This window comes from Acidovorax sp. SRB_14, assembly GCF_012932145.1.
In the GTDB taxonomy this organism is placed as follows: Bacteria; Pseudomonadota; Gammaproteobacteria; order Burkholderiales; family Burkholderiaceae_C; genus Simplicispira.
This window is the reverse complement of record NZ_MWOK01000006.1, coordinates 39,950-53,167: the sequence shown is the minus strand read 5'-3', so window position 1 is coordinate 53,167 and position 13,218 is coordinate 39,950. Positions and strand designations below refer to the sequence as shown.

At 67.9% G+C, this 13,218-nt stretch carries 14 protein-coding genes; 8 read left to right on the top strand and 6 right to left on the bottom strand.

Annotated elements, in window-relative coordinates:
- The first annotated feature begins 136 nt into the window (after positions 1–136).
- Positions 137–2,011: a glutathione-regulated potassium-efflux system protein KefC gene (kefC, locus tag B2J86_RS06565; RefSeq protein WP_173025013.1), complete on the top strand. Its 1,875-nt coding sequence runs from the start codon at positions 137–139 to the stop codon at positions 2,009–2,011.
- Positions 2,012–2,067: 56 nt separating this feature from the next.
- Here kefC and B2J86_RS06560 read toward each other — a convergent pair whose 3' ends face one another.
- From B2J86_RS06560 to B2J86_RS06545, 4 genes are all read right to left on the bottom strand, one after another.
- Positions 2,068–3,069, bottom strand: a complete 1,002-nt coding sequence (locus tag B2J86_RS06560) for a tripartite tricarboxylate transporter substrate binding protein (RefSeq protein ID WP_169635986.1) — start codon at positions 3,067–3,069, stop codon at positions 2,068–2,070.
- A gap of 59 nt (positions 3,070–3,128) precedes the next feature.
- Complete coding sequence (gene pcaF / locus B2J86_RS06555) at positions 3,129–4,340, bottom strand: 3-oxoadipyl-CoA thiolase (RefSeq protein ID WP_169168616.1); 1,212 nt, start codon at positions 4,338–4,340, stop codon at positions 3,129–3,131.
- A gap of 78 nt (positions 4,341–4,418) precedes the next feature.
- Positions 4,419–5,063, bottom strand: coding sequence for a 3-oxoacid CoA-transferase subunit B (locus B2J86_RS06550; RefSeq protein WP_169168617.1), 645 nt, complete (start codon positions 5,061–5,063; stop codon positions 4,419–4,421).
- 27 nt (positions 5,064–5,090) lie between these two features.
- Positions 5,091–5,786 carry a 3-oxoacid CoA-transferase subunit A gene (locus B2J86_RS06545; RefSeq protein WP_169168618.1) on the bottom strand — a complete coding sequence of 232 codons (696 nt, stop codon included), beginning with the start codon at positions 5,784–5,786 and terminating at the stop codon, positions 5,091–5,093.
- An 85-nt stretch (positions 5,787–5,871) separates the two neighbouring features.
- Here B2J86_RS06545 and B2J86_RS06540 point away from each other — a divergent pair, with 85 nt between their 5' ends.
- Positions 5,872–6,669 (top strand): IclR family transcriptional regulator C-terminal domain-containing protein, encoded by a 798-nt coding sequence (locus B2J86_RS06540; RefSeq protein ID WP_169168619.1) that lies wholly within the window; start codon positions 5,872–5,874, stop codon positions 6,667–6,669.
- Positions 6,670–6,698: 29 nt separating this feature from the next.
- Here the strand turns inward: B2J86_RS06540 and B2J86_RS06535 are convergent, their stop codons facing one another.
- Positions 6,699–6,920 (bottom strand): hypothetical protein, encoded by a 222-nt coding sequence (locus tag B2J86_RS06535; RefSeq protein WP_173025012.1) that lies wholly within the window; start codon positions 6,918–6,920, stop codon positions 6,699–6,701.
- A gap of 160 nt (positions 6,921–7,080) precedes the next feature.
- Between B2J86_RS06535 and B2J86_RS06530 the strand changes: the two genes are divergently transcribed.
- Positions 7,081–7,515 (top strand): DUF1841 family protein, encoded by a 435-nt coding sequence (locus tag B2J86_RS06530; protein ID WP_169168620.1) that lies wholly within the window; start codon positions 7,081–7,083, stop codon positions 7,513–7,515.
- A gap of 128 nt (positions 7,516–7,643) precedes the next feature.
- Here the strand turns inward: B2J86_RS06530 and B2J86_RS06525 are convergent, their stop codons facing one another.
- Positions 7,644–8,306 carry a cytochrome c gene (locus B2J86_RS06525; protein WP_169168621.1) on the bottom strand — a complete coding sequence of 221 codons (663 nt, stop codon included), beginning with the start codon at positions 8,304–8,306 and terminating at the stop codon, positions 7,644–7,646.
- A 111-nt stretch (positions 8,307–8,417) separates the two neighbouring features.
- Here B2J86_RS06525 and B2J86_RS06520 point away from each other — a divergent pair, with 111 nt between their 5' ends.
- The 5 genes from B2J86_RS06520 to B2J86_RS06500 are packed head-to-tail and all read left to right on the top strand — an operon-like array spanning position 8,418 to position 13,211.
- Positions 8,418–9,272, top strand: a complete 855-nt coding sequence (locus B2J86_RS06520; protein ID WP_169168622.1) for a MoxR family ATPase — start codon at positions 8,418–8,420, stop codon at positions 9,270–9,272.
- Between the two features lie 13 nt (positions 9,273–9,285).
- Positions 9,286–9,516: a hypothetical protein gene (locus B2J86_RS06515; protein ID WP_169168623.1), complete on the top strand. Its 231-nt coding sequence runs from the start codon at positions 9,286–9,288 to the stop codon at positions 9,514–9,516.
- 1 nt (position 9,517) lies between these two features.
- Positions 9,518–10,120: a GNAT family N-acetyltransferase gene (locus tag B2J86_RS06510; RefSeq protein WP_173025011.1), complete on the top strand. Its 603-nt coding sequence runs from the start codon at positions 9,518–9,520 to the stop codon at positions 10,118–10,120.
- Positions 10,121–10,138: 18 nt separating this feature from the next.
- Positions 10,139–11,326, top strand: a complete 1,188-nt coding sequence (locus B2J86_RS06505) for a VWA domain-containing protein (RefSeq protein ID WP_173025010.1) — start codon at positions 10,139–10,141, stop codon at positions 11,324–11,326.
- A gap of 4 nt (positions 11,327–11,330) precedes the next feature.
- The gene (locus B2J86_RS06500; protein ID WP_173025009.1) at positions 11,331–13,211 is read left to right on the top strand and encodes an autotransporter assembly complex family protein; all 1,881 of its coding nucleotides are present in this window, start codon (positions 11,331–11,333) and stop codon (positions 13,209–13,211) included.
- Positions 13,212–13,218: the final 7 nt, after the last annotated feature.

The following is a 13,218-nucleotide window of genomic DNA, read 5'->3' as shown; positions in this document are numbered from 1 at the left end:
CAACGCATATGGGGTATGCGCCACGCGCTATTATTTAAAGAGCATTTCACGCCCACGCCAACCGCCCCAGCGCGCCGGGTGCGAAAATCGCCGCTCCCCTGCCGCCCCCGCGCCAGCGGACTTTGCACACACCACCATGGCCCACGCCCCGACCTGGCTCACCTACGGATTCCTGTACCTGGCGGCCGCCGTGCTGGCCGTGCCCATTGCGCGCGCGCTCGGCCTGGGCGCCATCATCGGCTACCTGGCCGCCGGCATCGCGATCGGACCGTGGGGCCTGGCGCTGGTGAGCAATGGGCAGGACATCCTGCACTTTGCCGAGTTTGGCGTGGTGCTGATGCTGTTCCTGGTCGGTCTGGAGCTGCAGCCCAGCCGCCTGTGGAGCATGCGCCGCCCGATCTTCGGCTTCGGCAGCGCGCAGATGCTGCTGTGCGCGGCGCCGCTGTTTGCCATGGCCTGGGCGGCAGGCCTGCCTTGGCGCGTGGGCCTGGTGGGGGCCCTGGGGCTGGCGCTGTCCTCAACCGCCATCGCGCTGCAGACGCTGCAGGAGCGCAATCTGATGCGCACGCAGAGCGGCCAGGCCGGGTTCTCGATCCTGCTGTTCCAGGACGTGGCGGCGATCCCCATCCTGGCGCTGCTGCCGCTGCTGGGCGCGGCCGCCGGCGCGCAGGCCGAGCACGAGCCGATGGAGCTGGTGTGGGAAACCGCAAAAATCGTCGGCGCGGTCGGCGCCATCGTGGTCGGCGGACGCCTGCTGCTGCGCCCGCTGCTGCGCTGGATCGCCAAGAGCAAGACGCCCGAGATCTTCACCGCCGCCTCGCTGCTGCTGGTCGTGGGCATTGCCATGCTGATGGTGCAGCTCGGCCTGTCGATGGCGCTGGGCGCGTTCCTCGCCGGCGTGCTGCTGGCCGACAGCGAATACCGGCGCGAACTCGAGACCGACATCGAACCGTTCAAGGGCCTGCTGCTCGGCCTGTTCTTCATGGCCGTGGGCATGACCATCGACTTCGGCGTGCTGATGCGCTCGCCGTGGACCATGGCCGCCGTCGTGCTGGGCTTTCTGGCGATCAAGGCAGTGGTGATCTACACGCTGGCCACGGGCGCCAAGATCCCCTACCGCGAGCGCCCGGTGTTCACGCTGCTGCTGTCCCAGGGCGGGGAGTTCGCGTTCGTGGTGTTCCAGACCGCAGCGGGCGCCAAGGCGCTCTCGCCCGAAGTGGCCTCGCTGCTGATCGGCGCGGTGGCGCTGTCGATGCTGCTCAGCCCGCTGCTGCTGGCGCTGCTCGACCGCGCGCTGCTGCGCCGCTACGCCGAGGTCAAGGCGCCGCAGGCCGAGGAGATTTCCGAGCCGCAGGAAGCGCCCGTGCTCATCGCCGGCTTTGGCCGCTACGGCCAGATCGTCGCGCGCGTGCTGCTGATGCAGGGCATTCCGACGACGGTGCTGGACCACAGCGTGGAAATGCTGGAAGTGGCGCACACCTTTGGCTACCGCGTGTTCTATGGCGACGCCACGCGGCTGGACCTGCTGCGCATCGCCGGGGCCGGTCAGGCGCGCATCCTGGTCGTTGCGGTGGACGACCCGGAGCAGTCGCTCCAGATCGCCCGGCTGGCGCGCGAGCATTTTCCGCAGCTGCAGGTGGTGGCGCGTGCGCGCGACGTGACGCACTGGAACCGGCTGCGCGATGTGGGCGTGGCGCTGGTGCAGCGCGAGCTGTTCGAATCGAGCCTGTGCAGCGCGCACACCGTGCTCGAACTGATGGGCCTGCCGGCCCCCGAGGCCAGCGCCATCACGCGGCGCTTCCGCGAGCACAACATCGCTTTGGTCGACCGCATGTACCCGTACTACCAGGACCGCGCCAAGTCGATCGCGGTGGCGCGCGAGGGCCGCAGCCAGCTGGCCGAGCAGATGGCCAAGGAGCGCCAGGAGCGCGCGCTCCAGGCGGCGTCCAAGGCCTCCGCGGCCCCAGACGGCACAGAGGGCGCCGAAAGCGCCCCCAGGGATACAGCCTAAAACAGCCCCCAGCGCTTATGGGATAAGCGCCAGCAGCTATTGTTTTTGATAGCCGATCAGTCGACGCTGGCGCCCGACTCCTTCACGACCTTGCCCCACTTGATGGTTTCGGCGCGGATGAAGGCGGCAAACTGCGCGGGCGTTTCGTTGACGGTCTCACCGCCCTGGGCGCTGATCTTCTTTTGCACTTCGGGGTTGGCCAGCACCTTGGACAGCGCCGCGCTGATCGTCGCCAGCACCGGCGCGGGCGTGCCCGCCGGCGCGAACATGCCGAACCACGACACGGCCTCGTAGCCCGGCACGCCGGCTTCGGCGATGGTGGGCACATCGGGCAGCTCGGGCGAGCGCTTGGCGGTGGTGATGGCAATCGCGCGCAGCTTGCCCGAGCGCACATGCGGGATCACCGAAGGCATGTTGTCGAACATGATGGAGATCTGGTTGCCCAGCAGGTCGGAGACGGCCGGCGCGCTGCCCTTGTAGGGGATGTGCGTCAGATTGACCTTGGCCATCGACTTGAACAGTTCGCCCGACAGGTGGGGCGACGCGCCGTTGCCGGGCGAGCCGAAGTTGATCTTGCCGGGATGGGCCTTGGCGTAGGCGATCATCTCGGGCACGGTCTTGTACGGCTCCGCGGGGTGCGCCACCAGCAGGTTGGGCACGTTGGCCACGCGCGACAGCGGCGCGAAGTCCTTGATGTGGTCGAAGGGCATCTTCTTGTACAGGGCGGCGTTGATGGCGTGCGTGCCCACCGTGCCCATGAACAGGGTGTAGCCGTCGGCCGGCGCCTTGGCGGCCAGGGCGCCGCCGATGTTGCCGCCCGCGCCGGCCTTGTTGTCGACCACCACGGGCTGGCCCAGTTCGGTCGAGAGGTACTGGCCCATCAGGCGCGCCAGGATGTCGGTGGTGCCGCCGGCCGAGAACGGCACGACGATGGTGATCGGCTTGGTCGGGAACGCGGTTTGCGCCAGGGCCGACACAGTGCCCAGCAGGGCCAGGGAGGCGGCAGCGGCCTGCAGGGCAAATTGGCGGCGCGAGGGGGTGCGGAAGGTGATGCTCATGGTGAAAATTCCTGAAAAAATGCTGCGCAAGGCGCGCAAAAGGGCCGCAGCCCCGGACGTCAGACGCGTTCGAGAATGACCGCAATGCCCTGCCCCACGCCAATGCACATAGTGCACAGCGCGTAGCGGCCGCCCGTGGCGTGCAGGCGGTTCACGGCCGTGGTGGCCAGGCGCGCGCCGCTGGCACCCAGCGGGTGGCCCAGCGCAATCGCGCCGCCCCAGGCGTTGACGCGGGCGTCGTCGTCCTGGAGGCCCAGCGCGCGCAGCACGGCCAGGCCCTGCGCGGCGAAGGCTTCGTTGAGTTCGATCACGTCCATGTGGTCGATGGTCAGGCCGGTCTGCGCCAGCACCTTGAGCGTGGCGGGCGTCGGGCCAAAGCCCATGATGCGCGGCGCCACGCCGGCCGTGGCCATGCCGACCACGCGGGCGCGCGGCGTCAGCCCGTACTGCGCGGCGCTGGCTTCGTCGGCCAGCAGCAGCGCGCAGGCGCCGTCGTTGACGCCGCTGGCATTGCCGGCCGTCACCGTGCCGCCCTCACGCACCACGCCCTTGAGCTTGGCCAGCGCCTCGAGCGTGGTCGCGCGCGGGTGCTCGTCCTGGCTCACCACGATGGCGTCGCCCTTCTTTTGCGCAATGGTCACCGGCACGATCTCGCGCGCCAGGTGGCCGGCGGCGATCGCGGCGGCGGCATTGGTCTGGCTGGCCAGCGCCATGCGGTCCTGCGCGGCGCGCTCGATCTTGAAGTCGTCGGCGACGTTCTCGGCCGTCTCGGGCATCGAGTCGACGCCGTACTGCGCCTTCATCAGCCTGTTGACGAAGCGCCAGCCGATCGTCGTGTCGTACACGGCGTTGTTGCGGCTGAACGCGCTCTCGGCCTTGGGCATGACGAACGGGGCGCGGCTCATGCTTTCGACGCCGCCGGCGATCATCAGGCGCGCTTCGCCCGACTTGATGGCGCGCGCGGCCGTGCCCACGGCGTCCAGGCCCGAGCCGCACAGGCGGTTCAGGGTGGCGCCGGGCACTTCGATCGGCAGGCCGGCCAGCAGGCTGGACATGTGCGCCACGTTGCGGTTGTCTTCGCCGGCCTGGTTGGCGCAGCCGTAGATCACGTCGGTCACGGCGGCCCAGTCCACGCCGGGGTTGCGCTCCATCAGCGCCTTGATCGGGATGGCGCCCAGGTCATCGGTGCGCACGCCCGAGAGGGCGCCGCCGTAGCGGCCGAAGGGGGTGCGGATGGCGTCGCAGATGAAGGCTTGGGGGGCGTTGTTCATGGTGTCTCCGAAAGGGATGATTTCAAAAAAGTGAGCTTCCAGCGCTTATGGGATAAAGGCTGGAGCCGGTTTTGATGCTTATGGCTGGATCGGCAGGCCGACGATGCGCTCGAGTTCCTCGTGCGAGAGACCGGGCACGGTGTCGATCAGGCGCAGGCCTTCGGGCGTGCATTCGAGCGTGCACAGCTCGGTGTAGATGCGCTTGACGCAGGCGAGGCCCGTGAGCGGGTAGCTGCATTCCTTGACCACCTTGCACTCGCCGGTCTTGGTCAGCAAATCCATCATCACCCAGGTGGACTTGGCGCCCACGGCCAGGTCCATCGCGCCGCCCACGGCGGGAATCGCGCCGGGCTCGCCGGTGCTCCAGTTGGCCAGGTCGCCCGTGGCCGACACCTGGAACGCGCCGAGCACGCAGATGTCGAGGTGGCCGCCGCGCATCATCGCGAAGCTGTCGGCGTGGTGGAAGTAGCTGCCACCGGGCAGCAGCGTCACGGGCTGCTTGCCGGCATTGGTCAGGTCGTAGTCTTCCTGGCCTGCGGCGGGTGCGGGCCCCATGCCCAGAATTCCGTTTTCGGAATGCAGCACCACTTCGCGGCCAGCGGGGATGTGGTTGGCCACCTTGGTGGGCATGCCGATGCCGAGGTTCACATAGGCACCGTCGTAGATGTCCTGGGCCACACGGGCTGCCAGTTCATCCTTGGTTCGTTTTTGGTAGCTGCTCACGCTGTATCTCCTTGGGCTGAACGGGCTTTACTGCTTGATTCCGCCGGCCTGGGTGGCCACGCGCGGCACCTTGACGACCTGGCTGACATAGATGCCGGGGGTGACCACGGCCTCGGGGTCCATCTCGCCGAGCTCCACCAGTTCGTGCACGGTGGCGACGGTGTATTTGGCCGCCATGGCGCAGACGGGGCCGAAGTTGCGCGCCGACATGCGGTAGGTCAGGTTGCCCCAGCGGTCGCCCTGCTCGGCCTTCACGAGCGCCACGTCGCCGTAGATCGGGTACTCGAGCACGTAGTGCTTGCCATTGATCTCGCGGGTTTCCTTGCCGGCCGCCAGCTCGGTGCCGTAGGCCGTGGGGCAGAAGAACGCGCCGATGCCGGCGCCGGCGGCGCGCATGCGCTCGGCCAGGTTGCCCTGGGGCACCAGTTCGAGCTCGACCTTGCCGCTGCGGTACAGGTCGTCGAACACCCAGCTGTCCACCTGGCGCGGGAAGCTGCAGATGATCTTGCGCACCTGGCCGCTCTTGAGCAGGGCCGCGAGGCCCGTCTCGCCATTGCCGGCGTTGTTGTTGACCACGGTGAGGTCGCGCGCGCCGTGGGCGATCAGGCCGTCGATCAGCTCGACCGGGTTGCCCGAGGTGCCGAAGCCGCCAATCAGCACCGTGGCACCGTCTTTCACGCCGGACAGCGCCTGGGCCACCGAGTCGGCAATCTTGTTGATCATGGATGCGCTCCTGGTAAATTCAAAACCCGGTATTTGTTCGCTATAAGAACAAATGTTCGTATAATGAATTATAGGACGCACGCCGATGCCCCCCCCCAATTTCCCCCAAAGTCCCCGGCCCGGTGACAGCTACGTGCAGTCCTTCGCGCGCGGGCTCGAAGTGATCCGCTCGTTCCGCGCCGAGGCGCCGCAGCAGACGCTTAGCGAAGTGGCCGCGCGCACGGGCCTCACGCGCGCCGGCGCGCGCCGCATCCTGCTGACGCTGCAAACCCTGGGTTATGTCGAAAGCGACGACCGGCTCTTTCGCCTGACCCCACGCATCCTGGAGCTGGGCTTCTCGTACCTGTCGTCGATGCCGCTGTGGAACCTGGCCGAGCCCGTGATGGAGACGCTGGTGGACCAGGTGCGCGAGTCCTGCTCGGCCGCCGTGCTCGACGGCCTGGAGATCGTCTATGTGATGCGCGTGCACACGCACAAGATCATGCGCAACCACCTGGCCATCGGCTCACGCCTGCCGGCCTGCTGGACCTCAATGGGGCGCGTGCTGCTGGCGGCCCTGCCCGACGACGTGCTGCGCGCACGCCTGGAGAGCGTGCCACTGCAGCGGCTCACCCAGCACACCACGGTGGACCGCTCCGCGCTGCTGGCGCACATCCGGCAGGCGCGCGCACAGGGCTGGTGCCTCGTCAACCAGGAGCTCGAAGAGGGCCTGATCTCGGTGGCCGCGCCGCTGACCAACCGCGCCGGCCAGACCGTGGCGGCGCTGAACATCAGCGGCCAGGCCAACCGCACCAGCGCCGACGCCATGCAGGCCGGCATGCTGCCCCCGCTGCTGGAGGCAGCGCAGGCCATCTCGCAGATGCTGGGCGCACCGGGCCGCTGACCCGCTGCTTGCGGCGTCCGCGCGCCGGGCTAGCGCCGGCGAAAGCCCAGCACCAGCACCACGGCCCCCAGCGCCATGGCACCCAGGCTCAGCCATGGGGGCACATTAACGGACTCTTTTTCCGTCACGGTCAGCTCCAGCGGTCCGAGCTTGGCCTGGGTGGTGTCCTTGGTGAAGCTGAACCCTCCGGTGAAGAAGCCGGCCAGACCCAGCACGATCAGCACCAGGCCGGTGATTCTCAAAGCATTCATGGGGAAATTTCCTCGGTCTGGTAAAGGGACAGGTCTGGCACTGGCGGGGCAGCCCTCTGCGCCGGCCCAGGCCAATGTAAGGGCCGCGCTGCGCCGCCAGCGTAGGACGGCGCCGCTGCCGCCCCGCGCGCACCTTCCCGTGCGTGCTACGCTTGCCCGCATGTTCAACCCGTCCCAAGCCGATGTGCGGCGCTTCTTCTGCGCCACGCATGCCAAAACCCAGGCCGGCGCCCCGATGGAGGCCATCGAAACGCTGGCCAGCCTCTGGATCGCCGAGCACCCCGAATACCACGCCGACCTCGCCGATACCGATGCCGCCCTGGCGCGCAACTACGACGAAACGCCGCAGCACACCAACCCGTTCCTGCACCTGTCGATGCACCTGTCGATCAGCGAGCAGTGCAGCATCGACCAGCCGCGCGGCATCCGCCAGGCGGTCGAGCTGCTGGCCAAGCGCCTGGACTCGCTGCACGACGCGCACCACGCCGCCATGGAATGCCTGGGCGAGATGCTGTGGGAGAGCCAGCGCTCGGGCCGACCGCCCGACGGCGACGCCTACATCGCGGCCGTGCAGCGGCGCGCCACGCGCGACTGAGGCGCCAGGCCGAAAGCTATCGATTCGATTGCTATCAGCGCTTACCAGTTGGGCCCTGCAGGCCAAAACACCATGAAATGCAAAAACCCGCCGAAGCGGGTTTTGCGGTCAGAGCGTGCGCAGCGCGCTCAGCGGAAGCGCGACTCGGGCACCACCTTTAGGTCGCCCTGGACCGCGCTGATGTAGCTGGACAATGCCTTCAGTTCGGCATTGCTGAACTGCTTTGCGACGCCGCCCATGATGGCATTGCCGCGCCCCACGTTGGCGTTCTTTTCCACCTTGTACGACTTGAGCGCGACGAACAGGTAGTCGGCGTGCTGGCCGGCGATGTGCGGGTACGACGGGTCGATTGGCTTGGCGAAGTTGTCGCCGTGGCAGGACACGCAAGCGCCCTTCTTGAGCAGCTCGGCCACCTGCACGCTGGGCTCGCGCGCGGGCTTGGGCGGCAGCTGCACCTCGGTCTTGCCGTGCTGGGCATAGTAGGCGGCGACGTCGGCAATGTCCTGTTCCGTCAGCGAGTCGGCGATGGCGCGCATGGTGGGGTGCCGGCGCTCGCCCTTCTGATAGGCGTGCAGCGCAGCGCTGATGTAGTTCGCGCTCTGGCCCGAGATCATGGGCACCTTGTAGACCTCGGGGAAGCTCGACTGGTAGCCCACGATGCCATGGCATCCGATGCACATGGCGACCTTCTGCTCTCCGGCCTTCGCATCGCCCTTGACTTCCTGGGCGTGGGACAAGGCGGTCACGGAAGCGACAGCCAGGGCAAATATCGTGGTCAACGTCTTGTTCATTTTGCGCGCACAATCTCTCGTGGAAGTTCAGCTTGAGGGCTCAGGATTGAGCAGGCAATTATAGCCAGCACCTGTCAAGCCCATTTGTCAACGATTCGGTGTTTTAGCTCCATGAAATTTCAAGGCTCCCAGAACTATGTCGCCACCCCAGACCTGATGCTGGCCGTGAATGCAGCCAGCACCTTGCAGCGCCCGCTGCTCGTCAAAGGCGAGCCCGGCACCGGCAAGACGATGCTGGCCGAGGAGGTGGCGCAGGCCCTGGGCATGCCGCTCTTGCAGTGGCACATCAAGTCGACCACCAAGGCGCAGCAAGGCCTCTATGAATACGACGCCGTGAGCCGCCTGCGCGACAGCCAGCTCGGCGGCGTGGACGGCAACGAACGCGTGCAGGACATCCGCAACTACATCGTCAAGGGCGTGCTTTGGCAGGCCTTCACGGCCGACGAGCCGGTGGCGCTGCTGATCGACGAAATCGACAAGGCCGACATCGAATTCCCGAACGACCTGCTGCGCGAGATCGACCGCATGGAGTTCTATTGCTACGAGACGCGCGAGCTGATCCGCGCCAAGCACCGCCCGCTGGTGTTCATCACCTCGAACAACGAAAAGGAACTGCCCGACGCGTTCCTGCGCCGCTGCTTCTTCCACTACATCAAGTTCCCCGAGGCCGAGACGATGCGCCAGATCGTCGGCGTGCACTTTCCCACGCTCAAGAGCGAGTTGCTCACGGTGGCGATGAAGACCTTCTACGACGTGCGCCACCTGCCGGGCCTCAAGAAGAAGCCGTCGACCTCCGAACTGCTCGACTGGCTCAAGCTGCTGGTGGCCGAAGACATTCCGCTCGAAGCGCTGCAAAGCGCCGACAACAAGGTCGCCGTGCCACCGCTGGTCGGCGCGCTGCTCAAGAACGAGCAGGACGTGTCGCTGTTCGAAAAGCTGGTGTTCATGAACCAGCGCAACCGCTGACGGCGGCGACGCCATGGGCGCGGGCAAGCGTTTACTGTTGGAAGGCGTCTCGGACGCCGTGGGCTTCGTCGGCGGCGCGTTGGCGGGGTTCGGTCTCGGCCAGGCCTTCGGCCTGGATGTGTTTGCCGCCGGCTACGGCACGGCCAGCCTGCTGGGCATTGCGCTCGTGGGCGTTGGCGGCGGCCTGGGGCTGCACGCGGCGCGGCGCTGGCGCGCGCTGCAGCGCCAAAAAGCAGAGGACTGACATGGCTTTCGTCGAACCCGTGGTGCTGCGCGACCGCGGCCTGCGGCTGGAGCCGCTTGCCCTGGCGCACGAAGACGGCCTGGCCGCCGCCGCTGCAGACGGCGAGCTCTGGAAGCTGCGCGTGACCTCGGTGCCCGAGCCGCAGGAGACGCGCCTGTACATCGAGACCGCGCTGCAGATGCGCGAGCAGGGCAGCCGCTTTGCCTTTGCCGTGGTCGACGAGGCCACAGACCGCGTGCTCGGCAGCACCAGCTACCACGACATCCTGCCGGCCGTGCGCCGGCTCGAGATCGGCTACACCTGGTACGCCCGCAGCGCACAGCGCAGCCACGTCAACACCACCTGCAAGCTGCTGATGATGGGCCACGCCTTCGACCAGCTCGGCTGCCACGTCGTGGGCTGGCGCACCGACAACTTCAACTTTGCCAGCCAGCGCGCAATCGAGCGCCTGGGTGCGCGCAAGGACGGCGTGCTCCGCGGCCACGCGCTGCGCCGCGACGGCACCACCCGCGACACCGTGATGTACAGCCTGCGCGCCGGCGAATGGCCCGAGTCGCGCGCCCAGATGCTCTCTTTATTAGAGCAGCATGCGCAGGCTGGATAAGCGCTGGAGGCCAAAAACATGCTGATTGACTTCTTCTACACCCTGCGCGCGGCCAAGCTGCCCGTGTCGGTCAAGGAATACCTCACACTGCTCGAAGCGCTGGAGGCCGGCGTGGTCGGCCCCCGTTCCGACAACGCCTGGAGCCTGGACGACTTCTATTTCATGTCGCGCCTGGCCCTGGTCAAGGACGAGAAGCACTACGACAAGTTCGACCGCGCCTTTGCCGCCTACTTCAAGGGCGTGGAGATGGTGGCCGACTTCACGAAAGAGATCCCCGCCGACTGGCTGCGCAAGCTCCTGGAGCGCGAGCTCACGCCCGAACAAAAGGCCGCGATCGAGAAGATGGGCTGGGACGAGCTGATGGAGACGCTGAAAAAGCGCCTCGAAGAGCAGAAAGAGCGCCACGAGGGCGGCAGAAAGTGGATCGGCACGGGCGGCACCAGCCCGTTCGGCCACGGCGGCTACAACCCGCAGGGCATCCGCATCGGCGGCGCCGGCAAGAACAAGAGCGCCGTCAAGGTGTGGGAGCAGCGCGCCTACCGCGACTACGACGACACGCAGGAGATCGGCACGCGCAACATCAAGGTGGCGCTGCGCCGGCTGCGCAAGTTCGCGCGCGAAGGCCATGAACTCGAACTCGACCTGCCCGACACCATCCGCAGCACGGCGGCCAACGCCGGCTGGCTCGACATCAAGATGGTGCCCGAGCGCCACAACAACGTGAAGGTGCTGCTGCTGATGGACGTGGGCGGCACCATGGACGAGCACATCCAGCGCGTCGAGGAGCTGTTTTCGGCCGTAAAGACCGAGTTCAAGCACCTGGAGTTCTATTACTTCCACAACTGCGTCTACGACTTCGTCTGGAAGAACAACCGGCGCCGCTTCGCCGAGAAGTTCCCGACCTGGGACATCCTGCGCAAGTACAACAAGGACTACAAGCTGATCTTCGTGGGCGACGCGACCATGAGCCCGTACGAGATCCTGCAGCCCGGCGGCAGCGTCGAATACAACAACGAGGAGGCCGGCGCCGAATGGCTGCAGCGCCTCACGCACACCTTCCCCAAGTTCGCCTGGATCAACCCCGAGCCCCAGGGCGTGTGGCAGTACCGCCAGAGCATCAGCATCGTCCAGCAGCTGATGGGCGACCGCATGTACCCGCTGACCTTGAAAGGCCTCGAAGACGCGATGCGCATGCTGTCAAAATGACCCCATGATTGCGCGTCCGCCCCCCTCCACGCCGGCCCGATGGCCGGCGTTGCTGCTTTTTAGCGTGCTGGGCCTGGCGGGGTGCAGCCTGCTGCCGGTCTCGCTCGGCGGACCGCGCGACACGGCGCCTGACGTGGCCGGCGTGCCCGACGACGCGCCGCTGGCGTTCACGCTCGACGTGCAGGCGCCGCGCGACATCGAGGCCTACCTAACGAAGAACCTGGAACTGCAGCGCTTTCGGCGCTTTCCGGGCCTGGAGGCACGCGAGCTCTCGCGCCTGCTCGGCGCCGCCGACAGCAACGCGCGCGAGCTGCTGGCCACGCTCGGCTACTTCGCCCCGACCCTGGCGCTGGACATGCAGGAGACCCCGGGCGCCGAGGCGCCGCGGCGCATCGTGCTGACCGTGGCACCGGGCCCGCAAACGCACATCCGCAGCGCCACGATAGACGTCACGGGCCCCGCCGCCACCTCGGCCGAGGCCGCGCCACAGCGGGCCCGGGTGCAGAACGAATGGGCGCTGCCGCCGGGGCAGCCGTTCACGCAATCGGACTGGGACGGCGCCAAGGACCAGGGCCTGCGCACGCTGCGCGCGCGCCGCTACCCCACCGCGCGCATTGCCAACAGCCGCGCCGAAGTGGACGCCGACCGCCACGAGGCGGATTTGGCGGTCAACTACGACTCCGGCCCGGCCTACCGCTTTGGCCCGCTGCGCGTGGAAGGCAGCGAGCGCTACGACCCCGACGGCGCGCGCCGGCTCGCGCGCCTGCCCACGGGCGCCGTCTACAGCGAAGCGCGCCTGCTGGACGCACAGCAGCGCCTGGCCAGCAGCGGCTATTACGACGCCGTGTTCCTGACGCTCGACACCGACGGCACCGACCCCGAGGCCGCACCCGTCACCGCGCAGGTGCGCGAAGCCAAGCTGCAGAAGTGGGTGTTCGGCGTGGGCGTGTCCACCGACAGCGGGCCGCGCCTGAGCGTGGACCACACGCACAACCGCTTGCCGGGCATCGGCTGGCGCGCGCTCAACAAGCTGCAGCTCGACCGCAAGAACAAGCTGCTCAGCACCGAATGGACGGCGCTGCCGGCGGACGACGGCTGGCGCTGGTTCAGCGGCGCTCAGGTGCAGCGCGAGGCTACCGGCAGCTACGAAGTCAACAGCGCGCGCCTGCGCGGCGGCCGCACCCGCAGCGACGACCGCATCGACCGCACGGCGTTCCTGCAATACGACTACGCCCACAACCAGGGGCCGAGCGCGCCGCCGTCGAGCACCGCCGTGACCGCCAACTACAGCTGGACCGGGCGCTACTTCAACAGCCCGACCACGCCCACGCGCGGCTTCGGCGTGGCCTGGGAACTGGGCGCGGGCACCACGCTGACGCCGCAGCGCGACCCGTTCGTGCGCGCGATGGCGCGCTGGCTGCACTTTGTGCCGCTGGGCAAGGTGCAGCTCGACAGCGGCCTGCCGCGCGACAGCCGGCTGGCGCTGCGCGCCGAAGGCGGCGCCTTGCTGGCGCGCAGCGGCGCGCAGATCCCGGTCACCCAGCTGTTCCTGACCGGCGGCGACACCACGGTGCGCGGATACGGCTACCGCACCATCGGCGCACGCAAGGAAAACGATTTGCTCTTCGGCGGCCGCTACCTGGCGGTGGCCAGCGTGGAGTGGCAGCGCCCGTTTGCGGTGCGCGGCAATGTCACCGACTGGGAAAGCACCGTGTTCGCCGACGCCGGGGCCGTGGCCGACCGCGTGGGCGACCTGAGCCCGCAGGTGGGCGTGGGCGCGGGCGTGCGCTGGCGCAGCCCCGTCGGGCCACTGCAGGCCGACCTGGCCTATGGCCTCAAGGCCAAGAGCCTGCGCCTGCATTTGCGCCTGGGCTTCACCTTTTAAGACCGGC